The sequence below is a fragment of the Legionella sp. W05-934-2 genome, from assembly GCF_964199965.1.
In the GTDB taxonomy this organism is placed as follows: domain Bacteria; phylum Pseudomonadota; class Gammaproteobacteria; order Legionellales; family Legionellaceae; genus JAFIFT01.
In genome coordinates, this window is the sequence record NZ_CAXMZT010000021.1 from 1 (window position 1) to 15,519 (window position 15,519).

Genomic DNA, 15,519 nt, shown 5'->3' on the forward strand with positions numbered 1-15,519 from the left:
TGAGCTTAAACAAGGTGGTTTAGACGATGAAATATTATCTGTTCAATTTTTGTAGGGATCACTTAGCCCCAACCCTCTCCCGCGAGGAACCACATAATATCACAATAAATCTTCTCGCGGGCGAGGGGGTTCTCTTTGGTTTTGCCAATTTTTTCTTATTGAACAAAAATATGTCAGGATCACTCAGCGCTTCGCTCTATGCGGGCTGGTATCACGGAGCCCGGAAGCAAGTCATTGGCTGCAATACGGGAAGTATCGGGTTTGCCAATTATTTCATATCCAATACATAGTCAATAAGAAAATAAATAGACCTTATTAATATTCCATTAATATTATTTAGATACAATATGAGTAGTATATGTTCAGATAATGGTGATGTTCAATGCCTAATAATATTAAGCAGTATAAAATTAACTATATTTGTTCCGCATTATTGCACTGCAATATCCGATCAACGACGGACTTGATGAATAACATCAATCAAGTCATGGCCTATATTAATCAACAGCCGACTATTTTTAAATCTCATTATTCTGAGTATCAATGTTTTGAATTACTTGCAACTGCTGTGAAAGCCTATAACAATGTCTATGATTACTCTATCCGATGCCCGGCTGATTTGTTGTATGTGTTTAATTACCTGCACATTCACTCGTCCAAGCAGCCTGTGACACCCAAAATAGCAACCGATGATGATATATCGCGAGTGACTAAAAGTTACGATCGGGTTGCGGAAATGGGTCGGACGAAAACAAAAATCAATGATGCTATTATGCGTATAATTAAAGACAAAGACGCTTTCTTTTGCCCCGAAATTATTATAGGTGAGGGCGATACGGGGACAACACTTTGGTTGGAAAAATTCACCAAAGAACACCGTCAATTCAAGACTAATTTGGCCCAAGGAAAACTGCCTGCTGTTTTGATGATTAGCGATGGTACCGGCAGTTGGAAACATGATTACACGCTTGCTCAACCTCAAAATATCCTTGAACGGGCAGTGACAAAATCCAATCCATCTGATTTTATGTCTCGAAAATTTTACTGGGCAAATCCTTATGCTAATGGTCGTCATGTCTACCAAGCAAATCAGCTCAGTTTGGCAAAGACAGAAGCACCGCGCTTATTTGCCACCGTTGAAAAAATTGAAAAGAAATCAAATCACCCGGATAAATGGCAAATGCCTGATTGTGACTATCGCTTATTGATTAAAACTCAAAATGGGGTAAAGCGAGTCTATACCAACAAAATTAACATCTGTACGGGACTTGGGCCTGCACGCGTGGATTTGAAAGGCGGCGGCATTCAAGCGGATTTATTTAAACAGCTCAGTCAATTTGATGTAAAAAAACGATTTACCCCGATCGTGGATGGCAATCAATTTATTTTGACGGGTTCTGAAGAGCAATGCCATGGAAAAACCGTGGTGGTTTATGGCGGTGGCGGAACGGCTGCAGCAGTTTATCGTAAAGCGTTTCATGGCCATGATCGCAAAACCGAGTCGTTAGGCTTTCAAAAAGAAAACCAGAAAAACCAAGTGGTATGGATTGCGAAACAGTTCAACAAGGCAGGCACTGGCAAACTTGCGAGCAGTGCTTTAAATAGTTCTTTACAGCGAAAAGAACGTTTCGAGGGTGCCCTCATGGGTATTGACTATCAATCGGATAAATTACTTTTAACCTTCACGGTAGAAACACCTTCCCAGAATAAAGAAACCATTCAATGTGATCAATTTGTTTACTCAATTGGGCAGGATGATAAAACCATGCGCCAGGTCTGTGAGGAAATTGACACCGATCTCAAATTGGAATTGGATTCTGTTGGAATGCCACTGGTTGTTTCAAGCAGCGATAAGCAGATTTGCTTTTTTGGTGCTGCTGCGATGGCAGTACGTGAGAGCGAATACATGGAATATACTTGGAAATGGCTTAAAAAGGAAAATATCCAAGGCGATGTGGGGCCTGGTTCGATGCCACCTTCGCGAGCGCAGATAAAAAAATACCTATCATTGCATGGAATTTCGCCAAAATGTATTAATGTTAATATCGATTCCAGCGAATTAATGGTAGAATATCTGGACAAGCTAGGTGTAGATCGTCATACTGCCCAATTATTTGTCGGTGAAGTGTTGGCTAATCGTTCACATAGTACGTCAGGTGGTACGCGTTTGATGCTGTCTAACCTTGTTGGACGATACCAACTTGAAGCGTACGTCCGAATTTATGGGCACGGTCATTTAGTTGCTAAAACAAGTGTTTTACCGCTGATGGATCCTGTGGAAGTATTACCGAAGCTTTCGCTATTTAAGAATAGCTCTTCGACAAACGATTCATTGATGTATTTGTCATCAGTATCCTTAGCACCTGTCCAGAAAAAAGATGCTATTGACCTGACTCCAACGCCATTGGTTGAGGATCAGTATAAAGTGTAACGAGGGATTTACCTATGTTATAAAAACAGGATTAAGATATGAGTTTAACAGAACTATTGCCATTAACCCAGTCAGAACGCGATCAGGAAAAACGATTGCAAGCATTGCATAAAATTGAGGACGATAAACTCCGCTATAATACGCTTATACGCTATGATGTTAGGCTATTACTGAAGTTATCCATCAATAATCCAGAGATAAATCGCCTTTGCAGTGGAAAAGGAATGGAATCATTCTGGACGGATCTTTTATGTTCATTTGATGCGGGCATTCAAGGTGATTTTACCTATCAGCCGATGGCAACCTTACCCAGCTTTGAATTATTGAAAGGATTGTTTTTATACGATGAATACCAGACTTTAATTAAGGCAACCCCTTTTACCCCTAAAAAACAAAGTTTCGCTAATACGTGTTTAGATAAGTCAGCAAAGTATGGTTGTTTTTTTGCCATGAATGCATTATGCATGAATGGATTGGTGAGTCTAAACGCTAAGTTTGATTCAAAACTTGCATTGGAAGTACTAAGTTATGCTAGCCAAGCAGCAGAAATCTATTTATCTGCTGGTTACTTGCTGTTCGGAAATGTATGTCAATCATTATGTCAATATAATATGGAAGAGGTTCTAGGTTCGATGAACTTAAAGCAAAATGCGCTTGAGGCGTTTTTGGTAGCAGAACAACTCGAAACTATTTCTGGTCCTATGATCCATAATGCATATCAAGGAAAATCATTATCCCTAGCCAGCAATAACCGCATTAAAAGTTTTGCTGAAGCGGTGGTTCATGCTAATGAGGCATTACATTTATCCTATGATGAAGTGAATATGGCATTTCGTTCTGCTAGAAGTGCTGCCCAAAAAGTAAAAAGCCAATGGGATAATAACAGCGAAGATTTAGCATCCAATAAAGTCCATGCACTTGCATAGAAAGGGACTTTTGATAACATGGGGAATTGCTCCATTTCTCCGGGGCAGGCCTTTGGCCCATAGCCGTCAAGCTAAGTGAAAACCTTATAATCGTAGACCGTATGGAGGCATAGCCGTAATACGGTAAATAACCCTACGAATTTTAGGATTATTTCTCCCTTAGCTTGACCAACCTAAATGGCTTGGCTTACAAAGTCGCTACGGTTAGTGGTGAACCATATGGCCTTCAGCTGCGTATAAATCATTATTATGATCGCATAGATGAGCAGCACTGTGTGATCCATTATGATCTTTTGCGTGCTTTTCAGCAGCTTGTTTATCCATCTTATGATCGCATAAGTGTGTGTTAACGGCTTGCTTGTCATTGACTGTGGTGTTTGCTTGATGGTGATGTTGGTGGTGCATATCATTGTTTGCTTGGCTTGCATTGTCAGCAAACGCATTCAAAGCGATAAACAAACTTCCAACAATCACACCTTTTTGTAATAAGTATTTCATATTTCCTCCTGAAAAAAATCAATTTGGTAACTATAGTCCATTTTTGGAATTAAAGTCCAACCGTATTTCAGAAATCATAACCGCTACAGGTATGCTGCAAACCAGCGTTTCACGGTGTTTTCGCCTAAATGATCATAGGTATACGACAGAAAGCGCGTTAATTCATGTTCAAACCGATTCAGATCGATGGCTTTTTCTTCATCGGCTTCATCCCCCACTTCGGGCACATGATGCATAAACTCACCGAAATAGCGGTGACAAAAGTCGGCATAATCTCGGGTAATGAGGATGAATGTGTGCCACATTTCATCAATTACTCGCATCTCTTTGTGCATGTTGCAGGAAAAATCCAGGTTATCGGTATGGCCAACGCTCGCCAAATCAATTTGATGTTTTCGACTTAACCACAGATATTTTAAAACATCCTTAAACAGTTCTTCGGCTTCGTCAGCATAGTGAGGATAATTGCGTTTAAATCGTTTAATCGTTAACGGGTGGCGGTAGGATAGTAGTTCGTTCAAATCAGGTAATAGCATGTTAGACATTCCTCCGGTCGGTCCGCGAAACATTCGCGGACTTTGCTAAAAAGAACGGCAGCATTTACAGCCAATCTCTCCCGAGCTAATTTTCTTGCGAACAATTTTTTGGATAAGTTGTTGTTTCATGGTGTTATTCCTATCATTAAATAAAATTTAGCCAAGACTTTTTCCTGAGTGAAAGCGAATTTCTCAATCAGTCAAACCATTTTTACGTAACTAAGCCATAGCAACAATAGTGATCTTTCTATTGTATCTATTGATAAAATCTATCGATATGCTTAATCAATAGCACACAAACCACACATAGCAATCATTATCCGCAAGGAAAAAAAATGAGCAGGTTGACTTTTAAGTGGGCTGCAAGGTACAATGTGCCCAGCAAAACAATGGCTAGGTAAAAATAAGGAGGTTTTCTCTCCCACCTGACTTTCAAAAGGTTTATTGCGAATTTCAAATGGGATTTCTTTAGCTGGATTTATGACAAATAATTGATATTGACGACATATGCCGCCACAAAATACCCCCTTGCCAGAATCGATTAATCCACTCGATGTGAATACTCAAGACACGCCCTATCATAATATCGTCAATTGGCTTCAACAGTTGCCAAACGATAAGATGGTGGCGTTTGCAAAAGCGTTGCAACATGAGGCAAAACGAACCCCAGAGCATACTGTTGATACCAACTATCAGTCATTTTTAGATACCTTCAGCAAGGAATATGACATTGAATATTTGGGCGGGGAAAATTCCTATAATTTTTTCATCAAGCATCGGTTTTCCAATCAACCATTTGTGCTTAGGCTTGAAGATCGATTCGGGCGACCATCCACACCGGAGGAGCAGTTAAAAAATGATGGGGTTGATTATTTATTGCCCCACTATTTTAATGGGCCTGAGGTGAAAGTGGATGGGGATAATTTGAGAATCAAACTTGTCAAATTTTGTAAAGGCAAGGATGTTTCACGATTATCAAGCACGGTTAACCCATTCCCCACGTCATTTGATTCAGAAGCAATCCAGAAATCAAAATTTGAGGGTAAAGATCAGTTGCCTGACAATTTAGAAGTCGTATTTGATGTCTTATTATCCCGAACAACTGACTTATATGAGCAGATGGGCAAGATTTTGCTGGATCTAGAAGAGCACAGCATTTGTTTTCCCGATATGAAATCCTCCAACTGGTTAGTGGATGAAGGGAAAGTTGTCATAGTTGATACAAAATCGTTCACACCTATTACAACAAATCAAGAAACAGGCCGTAAAATTTTATTGCTATCATTTATCGAGCAACATAATTTTAATAATTTTATCCCCATGACTCAATACATGTTTGCCCCAGAATTAGCCAGAACAAAAGGCATACTGCCACCTAAGAAAGAAATTGATATCGAAAAGCTGCATGCTTATTTATTTGGCATGTCTTTATATGTTGATTTAACGGGAGATTCGATTGATAAAATTGAAAAAGCATCGCCTATCCGAGGATTTAAGCCGGATTTTACCCATCAAATATTTTCAACAAGAGCCGGAAAGCAATACAAAAGTCTGCTAGAGAAGCTAATTCTTGTTGATCCGGCAGACAGGCTTGACTTTAAGGATTCCTTGAAAGAAATCAACGCAATCAAAAGGACGCAAAAAATTCAAAGCGAATTTAATGACAGTTTCCATAGTGTGGATTCAGATAATATGACGCTTTGGCTGATGAACTATCCTCAGCCAAACAATGCGCCGCTCAATCCATCATCAACAGAACAAATGACCTCTGCTCTCAAACAGGCACTGAAACGATATGGAAAAATGATTCGGTTTATATTAAGACACCCGTTAGAGACCCTTAGGCTGTCAGCAAATGCACTATATGAACTTCTATTTGGAAAACAAATCAGTCAATCCAATAGTAATAACCCACCCGAGACAGTTGTCGTTTGCCCGGAAGAGACGACTGGTTCAATTAAGATAAAAACCGGACCCACTGGTTCCTTTGTGGAAAAAGACGATGTCCCAAGCAATTTGGAAACGAAACCTTGGTCAAAACATATAAGCGATTCTCAAAGCACACATGATTCTTCTATTAATCCTAAGACGAACGAATCAAGCTATCTTCAAGCTGTGAAAATGTTTAAAGTCGAAGCGCGCCAAGATGGTGCCAATGAGCAAAAAACAGGTGGTTTAGGCATTGTTAAACCCTAAGCATAAGTTCATTAAATCGGATATTGCTGATTAGAAAACAAAATGCATTTATGAAACCCGGAACGTCGCCCTCCGCTTTATGCGGAGGAGAGCGCTCCAAGTCTTTACTTGTTAAAAATAAAATGACTCAGGAATATATATGTGTTAAAATTGCTCGAACTGACTAGAATATGGTGAAGATTAATGGTAAATACCTTTCGCTTTTGGCTTGAGAAATCGGAAGATAATAGAAGGAACAATTTTTCTAAGATTAAACAATGGGATTTAAGAACCCCCACATTTTTATCCACCAAAGTGATCAATTGGCTGTTACCTCATGAAGGTGATGCCATTAATAATCTGGGGAAAATAGCGACGGCTGGTTTTCGATATGAACCAATTAATTTAGTGGATGACAATCTTACCCTACATCATTTTTTCCCTGAGAATACGCATAATGGCTATTTTATTATTCATTTCCCTGGCAATAAGCAAAATACGCTCGATGCGCAATATATTAATAAATGTTTAAATGAATCCCCGCATTCAGCACACTATTTTTGGAATTATCCGCAAATCGGTAGTATTAAAAACAGTACATATACAGCCCACGATCGCCAAATTGCAGGTACTCGGTTGATTCAATACTTGATAAATTCTGAACATTTGCCCGCCGATAAACTCATTGTTGATGCCTGGTCAATGGGCAGTGGTGTCGCATTAAATGCGACGCGAAACCTCTATGAACAGGGTCATGCAATTGGCTTATTGATGGACAGAGGATTTACGGGAACAAATTCTGTTTTCCAAGAAAAAGCGAAACAATTACAGTCGACAAAATGGATAACATTTGCATCTAGCTGCGTTTATTTTGCCACATATGCCAGCTTGCCTGGCCTTATCCTTTCAAGAATGCTCGCATCTGTGGGTGTTTTACTCAATGTAGGAATCGTTGGTTTTGGCAATGGGTTGGGGGCGGTACTTGATTATTGTGGTGACATGTTAGGAAAAATTCATCCTTTAGCTCACGCACTGTTCACAATACCTTTCAAAGCGACTGCATCATTTGTGAGGGGCATTTTTTCTTTCATGGGTATTTTGCTCGATAATATCGTAAACCTGGTTGCCAGTCTGGCCGGTGGGATGATGATTTTGTTGGGCATCATGAATGGGCTCTTTTTAGGATCGGCCATTGGCGCAATTGCCACGTTATGGCAGATAGCAACGAAAAAGCCAATTTTATTCAATACGGAAAAGCCTTTGTCTTACCTATTTAAGTGGACGGATTTTGAGCTTAACACCGATGAGGATTTAACAAATCTCGTCAATTCGCAAGCGTTTAAAGCGCACCCGAATAACGTTATATCAATAAATACCACCGATGATTGGCTGGTCGAAGCCGGTGCATCGCTCAACACGAGTATTGAGAAGCTCACCCCCAAGACGCATAATATAAAAAAGATTTGGTTTAATAAAGGCAGCCATGGGGATGAATTAGCGGAGCCAGTGGGTGAGGAAAATGCTAATGAAACACATGAGACACTGCTAAATAAACTGATTCCATAAGGCAATTTCATGAGGAACCTGCCTTAAGTCAGGTTTTGTCACGCATCAACATTCCATGGATGCATTGTCAACAGACTCACTCTCATCAGAGCGTTTGCAACGAGACAATTTGCATCATATCAGTTCCACCGGCTTTTCCAATGGCTTTCCCACGGGTTACTAGCAGGTAGCCAGTTTTGGGAAGGTCATACGATGTTCTTAGTGTTTGGATGAGGGTGGGCAGCAAGGCGTCGTTTTTCAAATCACGGTAATCATAAAAGATTGGCAGCACGTTGCCCGCCAGTGCGAGATGGGCAACGCTCTCTTGGTTGTCACTGATGGCAAAAATAGGCACTTTGCTAAAATAACGTGACAAGCTGATAGCCGTGTTTCCCGACTCGGTCAAACATAAAATCGCTTCGACGGGGAAATGGTTAGCTGTATGCATGCAGCCTAAAGCAATGGCCTGATCCTGAGATTGGACTGTTGAGGGTTCAATTTCAACTTGAATGGGAAGTGAGCTATTGGTTTCTGCTGTCTGGCAAATTTTCACCATCATATGCACCGTTTTGATGGGGTATTTTCCACTGGCAGTTTCCGCTGATAACATGACAGCATCGGTGCCATCTAACACCGCATTGGCGACATCAGACACTTCCGCACGCGTTGGTAAGGGGGCGTGGATCATTGATTCCATCATTTGTGTGGCTGTGATAACTAATTTATTACGCTGGCGTGCCAGTTGGATAATGCGCTTTTGTAAGCGGGGCACCTCGGCAGGGCCTGCTTCAACACCTAAATCACCCCGGGCTACCATAACGGCATCGGCTGCATCAATGATATCGACTAAGTTGTCAATGGCGCTCATGCATTCAATTTTGGCGATCAGTCTTGGCACACTTTGATTGGATTGAGATAGTTGTTGGCGAATTGCAATAATCTCTTCAGCTTTGCGAACAAAGGATAATGCCAAAAAATCCACTTTGGCTAACACCGCACGCTTAATATCATGTTGGTCTTTTTCAGTCATGGTATGATCAGACATTAAACCACCACCGAGTCGGTTTAATCCTTTAAATTGCTTGAGCGTCCCACCTTCATCGACCACACAGTCAATTTGATTATCTGTCATCGCATTCACCGATAACTGAATGAGTCCATCGTCGAGCAATAATTTGTCATCTTTTTTAACTTCTTTATACAAATTGGCATATTGCACTGGGATAATGGGATGCGATTGGGATGCTGTGGGAGTGGCGCCACATTGAAGTCGTATCGTTTGCCCTGAATGCAATGTTATTTCACCATTTGCCAAGGCGCCAATTCGTATTTTGGGGCCTTGGATATCAGCCATAATCGCCACGGGTATTTTCAGTTGGCTTGCTAGTTGCCTAATCGCTGCGACCCGCTCAGCTAGATTCTCAACCGGATGAGATAGATTAAAGCGAAACACATTCACACCCGTTCGAAGCAATTGTTCGATGGTTTCCTGATTGTCACTGGCAGGGCCAAGTGTGGCAACAATTTTAGTTCGGCGAAGTCCGTTCATATTTTTGCTCCGAATCGTTAGCAGCCGTTGTTGGGTTGGGTGATGCGATTGCTTGATATTGACTTGCTAATTCACCTAATTCGGCTATTTTTGATTGCAGGTCTTCAACCTTATGCGCGTCTTTTGTGAAGAACTTACCAAGCGCTGTGGAGAACAAGCCCATGCTCAGCGAAGGAATACCAATACTGGATACAGAATAGACTAAATAATCAAGGAAGTAGGTCGTTGTTAAAAACGAAAAATACCAGGCAAAAAACACATACCCTACGGTGAAGGCTAAGCTAAGAGCCATTAAGAAAACACATGCTTTTGCAACGGAATAACAAACCGACGAAAAATCCTTGCGTTTTTGCCAGTTATTGGGCAAGCATAACGCAGCTTTTTGTAATTCTTCTATCAAATAATTACGATTATCTTTTGATTGGTTTGAGTTGAGCTCTTCCAATAACGAGAGGGTATCTTTGATGATTTTTTCTAACTGCTTTTGGCTTGCCACCGCATCAATTTCTCCAAGCAAATAATTTGCATCTTTGATAATATCTTCAGCCAAATTAATCATCGTATTAAGCGCTTGATTTGGTTCTAACTTGGCAGTTTCCAAGCAGGTCCGTTTAAAGAATGCAAAGTTTTTATTCATGGTATCTTATCCTGAAATCATGTCACGGCTAGAAAGAGCACAATGCTAACCAAACCTTGATTAAGAATCAATACTTATACCCCTGATCATTCAAAATGGAGAAAACTTGCATTTTGAATGATCACGAGTATATGAGTCTTAGGACCGCTAACAAACTTCCCTTTTACCGTCTCCCAAGCCATGGGGATAAGTAAAAGGGGGGATGATGGGTTGTGGATGATCAATTATGGAAATTTTGGGTATTGCTTGAATGCCCGTTAGTAGGTCTTTCATCTATCGCTTGGAAGAGACTGTTTGCACTTAACTGGGATGATTGTTTTAAACCTTCTAATTTTTTAGTCAAAAATTGATTGACTTCACCTGCCTTGGGGTTGCTTGATGGGCAAGAGGGTATAAATCCGTTTAAGCTCTTCGTTTCTAGTGCCTGAATTAACGCCAATTTACCCAGCGACTTTTCATACACATCGATAACAAGGGCGAGTAATTTTATATCACCTGTCATGGCGCAGGAATGAAGTAAAGTATACCCAGTTGTCGAATTTTTATAACCCAAGATTTGTTGAACCGGTTGACTTTTTAGGTCTAGGACGCCTTGGATATACTTGATCACTTCGCGCACGTTATCTTGTCTGTGCTTGATTAATGCAAACTGTAATATTGAGATATTACCGGTGATGGTGCGTAACAGAAATTTCGCCATGCGTTGCTGGCCATCAGTCGTGCACATGGTTTGCAGTTTCTTGCTAAACGTATCTTTGCTCTCATCAAGAAGCGAATTATTAAAAGCCTGTTGATTAGGAAAGGCAGGGGAGTCTATCTTTATCCGTTTTTCAGGGGTGTTAGGCAGCTCTTCGGTCAAACTGGCACTTAATCCGTTTGGCAAAATATTGGCAACTTTGGCATAATCCATGGCACTCGTAACGCGTTGATTCATATGCGGATCTTGGCTCAGGCGGACAATCCAGTTTTTATATAACGTGTTGGCTGAATCCTGATAATGCCCCGTTCCGTTAGAACAATGGGTTTCAAGTTCTGACAGAATATTCTCTATGTGTTGATAAAACACATAAAAACATCGAGTGGGTAAAACTCGCTTTTCTAACTCAGTTTGATGGGTTGATTGTTTTGCAAAATGTAGACTGTTATTTATGCCAGCTTTGTATTTTTGATCTTGATACAAACGTCTAATTTCGCTTTCAATTTGCTCCAATAATTGGGTATCGCTTGGATCAAGCTGTCTTGCTAACATCAAGGTGTCATAGACAGTCATAAGACGAGCATAGCTGGGAAAGGATTTTAAAGACCATATTTCTTGGGCTAATCGAAATGAGAGACGAGCTAAGCAATTGACGCCAAAATGATTATCGTCGTGTTTGGCAAATGCTAAAAAATTGTTGAAATAAATAGCGTTGGTTAACACATCACTTTGTTCAATGCTTTCTAAGGGGATATCAGGCTTTGAGATAGAGGGACTATTCTGATTAGCAGATGGTTGGGCCTCCATATCAAACGCGACCCTTTTTTTAGGGAATTGAGTTTGTGTTAAGGCATAAGGCTGATTATGGACAATATACTGGATGACATGGTTTGTGAATTCACTATCTTCTAACGCCCAAGCTTTTGCAAATCTTTCTAATAGGGATAAATATTGGGATGAATGCGTGATTTCAAAAGCCTGTTTTATCACCGACAAGTAATTTTTTTTGTCAATCTCCGATAATAATGAAGGCTCAAGTAACATTAGTATTGGTGATACCGCCTGATACAACGATCTTTTTTGTTCGAGGCTAAGCCAAGAGTCGAGTCGAGAAAGGTTGGTATCGATTTGTGCTTTTCGAGCAACATGTCGTATCGAGGTGATGGTGTCAATTGCTTGTTGAATTGATTGTTGGAAGTCAGGACTGTCTGTTTGAGCCTGAATGAGTAAATATTTTAGCTCCCCATCAATCGAATTGCAGGTGTGTTCATCAAATTGTCCTTCTTGAACTTGATGAACAAACGCCTGAAAATTACCTAAAGCTGTTTGGATACGATAATTAAGCGCTTTATTGGCAAGTGACACTTGTTCAAATTCGATTTGCTTTACTGCCGCTTTCAGGTCCGCTGCCAGCGATAGTTGTTTGTGTTCGGCCATAAGCAGGAGTTCATTGAGCGATTGAATAAACTCTTGAGGAAATACCAAAGTCCATTCGGTTGGGTGTTGTTGCTGTTTAAGTAACTGTTGATATTGCCGCAAATGGTTATGAATATCATCGCACAATGCGAGAAGTTCTACTTTATCACCCATTTTTTCTAGTAGCATAGCCAAATCATCTGTAGCATATTGCAAGGTCTGAAGCTTTCTATCTTGCTGAATTTGGTTGGTGATTTGACGACATTGAACTAATTGCTTGATTTGTTGTGTTAAAACCATCGGATCCATGCAATTATCCAGACTGGTTTGAGCGGATAGGCAAAGTAAGTTTAGCTGTTTGGATAAAATCTGCATCAGGATTTTTTGGTGGCTTTCATCGCAAGGTAGCGACATCAGTCTGGTTAATTCTATCGATACCAGTAAGTCATCGATAAATTGACTGAAATTGTTTTCCAATAGGATAGGATTTGGAATACCTTCCTTATAAAACTGGACTAAAATCTTTCCTAATTCAAATGGCTTAGCAATTTCATCCGCGTCTTCGTACGTTTCAAGTTGAGATGTTAGTATCTCCTGAGCCCTAATTTCATATGCTTGAAGGGGGGGAAGTGCGGGGGAGGAGGAAGCATTATCGCCGCTGGATAGGTCTGGTTCGCTATTAACAAACACATCTTCAAGAGGGATTGATTCAACTTGAATGGGCTCGTTATCGACGGATTCGTATAAGTGTCGATAGGTGTTTTGATTATCCAAATCAAGTTGACGATATCTGGTTTTAATTTGATCTTTCACAAACGCCATCGCATAAACTGATTCACCCCCATGGCGCAAGGTGGTGAAATGATACCCCAATAACTCAATCTGGCTGGGAAGGTCCATCCCTTCTTCTAGAGGAATTAAATTGGTTTGAAGTTCTGGCAAATAGTTAGCAGGGTCAAGGTGCGTTACGCATTGATCAAGAATATAAAGCAAACCCATGGTTTGGGTTTGAGAAAAGGGCGTCGTTTGCAGTGTTTTTGCTGTTAACATCCATTCCTTGGCGTCTCGCAGCCATTTTTGTTTAATTAGATCACTTTCATCCGAATCATTTAAAAACACCGAAAAAAATTGATCACTAATATTTTCTGAAAAGCTAGCTATGCGGTTTTTCAAAGCCGGCATATCGGTATTTTTGAAATTTAGGAATTCTTGGTTATCGATGGATAGTTTACTTAACTTCGTTTCAAGCTTGGTAAATGCTTGAATGATTTTATTCGTTTTGAAGGCATAATCTTCGCTATACCCTTCCTCGGTCCATTCGAGCAATTGTAGTTGGATGCTTAGATTTTTACACTGCAAATAGGCCTTTGCGAAACGAATCATCGGTTTGATATCATTGTTTGGAAAAGGATGATCCTCATTTATATTCAGGTCCAATGCTTTGATAACCTCCATCGCAGAATACAATGACTGCTTGGCTTCTGAGTTTTTCTTGTGTTGATTGTGGGTTTCAGCCGCTGTCATATATTGCGCGACTTGGTTCAATAGCGTTGAGTATTTGGGGATAGTAAATGGGTACATAGGTTTTACCGTTATGAATGAGACAGGACTTACGCAAAACCCACTATCTATGTTAACAAGAAATTTTGATCCGGTCATTTAGTGAGTCAACACTCCCTCATCAAAATTTCTTTTTTCCTCTACCTTGGTGTTTTGTGTAAGTCTTGTGAGAGAATGAAATCGTTCGATTATAATGCTTCATGAGCTATAAGTAAATATATAGATAAAATTAAAACCATACTGATTCTGGATGGCCAAGATTATTTTCAGGATTGCGCCTACTAAAGCAAGTGAAGGAAAGCTGTTTCAGCTAATTTATTGGATTTCATTGTCACAAGCGTGCGTTTTTTCAAGTTGGTCGAGGTTATTTAATGTGACGCGCGCTATTTCCATCAAGCTTTCATGGGTAAAAAAGCCTTGGTGGCCAGTTATCAGGACATTGGGAAAGGTCATCAGTCGCATTAACACATCATCCGATATGACTTCTTCGGAGTGGTCGCTAAAGAAGAGACTGCTTTCTTGCTCGTACACATCAAGGCCAACAGCTGCAATGGTTTTCTTTTTTAGGGCGTCTATCAACGCTTCGGCATTAATAAGCGCCCCTCGACCTGTATTTATTATAATGGCGCCCGGCTTCATTTTTTCAATCTGCGCAGCGTCGATTAAGTGGTATGTTTGGTTGGTGAGTGGGCAGTGGAGACTAATAATATCACTGGTTTGGATCACTTCTTCACACGACACGGATTTGACCCCAGAGAGATTCACGTCTTCCGGATCAAAGGCTTGTACCTGACATCCAAATCCCAAACAGATTTGGGCAAAGATGGTACCGATTTTACCTAACCCAATAATACCCACGGTTTTATTTGCTAACGTAATGCCTTCTAATCCCTTAAGAGAAAAATTGCCTTCACGAACGCGATTATAGGCTTTGTGTGTTTTGCGGACTAAAGTAAGTAAAATCGCCATAGCGTGCTCAGCCACAGCATTTGGGGAATAGGCTGGCACGCGAACTATTTTGATTTGGTTTTTATGACATTCAGTGAGATCAACATTGTTGAACCCGGCACAACGCAAGGCAATGTAGCGAATCCCGAATTTGGCTAACTTGTCAATGCAAGCTTTATCCAGTGTATCGTTGACAAAAACACAAACGGCTTGGGCACCTTTGGCCAGGCTCGCCGTTTTTTCATTTAAATGTTCCGCGTGGTAGACAATCTGATGAGTTTGATTCAGCTGATTAAAATAATTTTGATCATAAGGCTGAGTTGAGAAAAAATCGACACGCATTAGCTATCTCCAATCCTTGAAAGACAATATCAAATGGTATCACGATAACGATCAAATCGGTATTTAATAAAGAGCCCGCATTAGCCGAAGGCGCTGAGCAATCCTGACATTTTTTTGTTCAACAAACAAAAAATTAGCAACCCAAAGAAAGCCCCCTCGCCCCTGAGGGCTGAGGTATCCCCACATAATTATAGAAAGATTGGACGTGCATAAACATTTATGATCAAATTTATTTTGCCGATAATTTTGAAGAGAGATG

10 protein-coding genes are annotated in these 15,519 nt (G+C 40.4%); 4 read left to right on the forward strand and 6 right to left on the reverse strand.

What is annotated here, in order from left to right:
* The first annotated feature begins 382 nt into the window (after nt 1-382).
* Complete coding sequence (locus tag AB3348_RS14910; RefSeq protein ID WP_367608428.1) at nt 383-2,431, forward strand: hypothetical protein; 2,049 nt, start codon at nt 383-385, stop codon at nt 2,429-2,431.
* Nucleotides 2,432-2,469: 38 nt separating this feature from the next.
* Nucleotides 2,470-3,357, forward strand: a complete 888-nt coding sequence (locus AB3348_RS14915) for a DUF5630 domain-containing protein (protein ID WP_367608429.1) — start codon at nt 2,470-2,472, stop codon at nt 3,355-3,357.
* 204 nt (nt 3,358-3,561) lie between these two features.
* Here AB3348_RS14915 and AB3348_RS14920 read toward each other — a convergent pair whose 3' ends face one another.
* The gene (locus AB3348_RS14920) at nt 3,562-3,855 is read right to left on the reverse strand and encodes a hypothetical protein (protein ID WP_367608430.1); all 294 of its coding nucleotides are present in this window, start codon (nt 3,853-3,855) and stop codon (nt 3,562-3,564) included.
* Nucleotides 3,856-3,938: 83 nt separating this feature from the next.
* Entirely contained in the window at nt 3,939-4,391 is a 453-nt protein-coding gene (locus tag AB3348_RS14925; protein WP_367608431.1) for a hypothetical protein, read from the reverse strand.
* Between the two features lie 507 nt (nt 4,392-4,898).
* Here AB3348_RS14925 and AB3348_RS14930 point away from each other — a divergent pair.
* Together AB3348_RS14930 and AB3348_RS14935 are read left to right on the forward strand one after the other, a co-directional pair.
* Nucleotides 4,899-6,587: a hypothetical protein gene (locus AB3348_RS14930; RefSeq protein ID WP_367608432.1), complete on the forward strand. Its 1,689-nt coding sequence runs from the start codon at nt 4,899-4,901 to the stop codon at nt 6,585-6,587.
* Between the two features lie 183 nt (nt 6,588-6,770).
* Nucleotides 6,771-8,132 carry a hypothetical protein gene (locus AB3348_RS14935; RefSeq protein WP_367608433.1) on the forward strand — a complete coding sequence of 454 codons (1,362 nt, stop codon included), beginning with the start codon at nt 6,771-6,773 and terminating at the stop codon, nt 8,130-8,132.
* Between the two features lie 85 nt (nt 8,133-8,217).
* Here AB3348_RS14935 and pyk read toward each other — a convergent pair whose 3' ends face one another.
* From pyk to AB3348_RS14955, 4 genes are all read right to left on the reverse strand, one after another.
* Nucleotides 8,218-9,660 carry a pyruvate kinase gene (gene pyk / locus AB3348_RS14940; RefSeq protein ID WP_367608434.1) on the reverse strand — a complete coding sequence of 481 codons (1,443 nt, stop codon included), beginning with the start codon at nt 9,658-9,660 and terminating at the stop codon, nt 8,218-8,220.
* Entirely contained in the window at nt 9,638-10,297 is a 660-nt protein-coding gene (locus AB3348_RS14945) for a hypothetical protein (protein WP_367608435.1), read from the reverse strand. Before AB3348_RS14945 ends, pyk begins: the two co-directional genes overlap by 23 nt.
* 220 nt (nt 10,298-10,517) lie before the next feature.
* Nucleotides 10,518-13,991 (reverse strand): hypothetical protein, encoded by a 3,474-nt coding sequence (locus tag AB3348_RS14950; protein ID WP_367608436.1) that lies wholly within the window; start codon nt 13,989-13,991, stop codon nt 10,518-10,520.
* 294 nt (nt 13,992-14,285) lie between these two features.
* Complete coding sequence (locus AB3348_RS14955; protein ID WP_367608437.1) at nt 14,286-15,260, reverse strand: 2-hydroxyacid dehydrogenase; 975 nt, start codon at nt 15,258-15,260, stop codon at nt 14,286-14,288.
* Nucleotides 15,261-15,519 lie beyond the last annotated feature (259 nt).

What these genes read in the sequence shown, in the direction of transcription:
- AB3348_RS14935 (WP_367608433.1), top strand. Translation starts at nt 6,771, where the DNA reads ATGGTAAATACCTTTCGCTTTTGGCTTGAGAAATCGGAAGATAATAGA.
- AB3348_RS14955 (WP_367608437.1), bottom strand. Translation starts at nt 15,260, where the DNA reads ATGCGTGTCGATTTTTTCTCAACTCAGCCTTATGATCAAAATTATTTT.
- AB3348_RS14945 (WP_367608435.1), bottom strand. Translation starts at nt 10,297, where the DNA reads ATGAATAAAAACTTTGCATTCTTTAAACGGACCTGCTTGGAAACTGCC.
- AB3348_RS14915 (WP_367608429.1), top strand. Translation starts at nt 2,470, where the DNA reads ATGAGTTTAACAGAACTATTGCCATTAACCCAGTCAGAACGCGATCAG.
- pyk (WP_367608434.1), bottom strand. Translation starts at nt 9,660, where the DNA reads ATGAACGGACTTCGCCGAACTAAAATTGTTGCCACACTTGGCCCTGCC.
- AB3348_RS14950 (WP_367608436.1), bottom strand. Translation starts at nt 13,991, where the DNA reads ATGTACCCATTTACTATCCCCAAATACTCAACGCTATTGAACCAAGTC.
- AB3348_RS14925 (WP_367608431.1), bottom strand. Translation starts at nt 4,391, where the DNA reads ATGCTATTACCTGATTTGAACGAACTACTATCCTACCGCCACCCGTTA.
- AB3348_RS14910 (WP_367608428.1), top strand. Translation starts at nt 383, where the DNA reads ATGCCTAATAATATTAAGCAGTATAAAATTAACTATATTTGTTCCGCA.
- AB3348_RS14920 (WP_367608430.1), bottom strand. Translation starts at nt 3,855, where the DNA reads ATGAAATACTTATTACAAAAAGGTGTGATTGTTGGAAGTTTGTTTATC.
- AB3348_RS14930 (WP_367608432.1), top strand. Translation starts at nt 4,899, where the DNA reads ATGCCGCCACAAAATACCCCCTTGCCAGAATCGATTAATCCACTCGAT.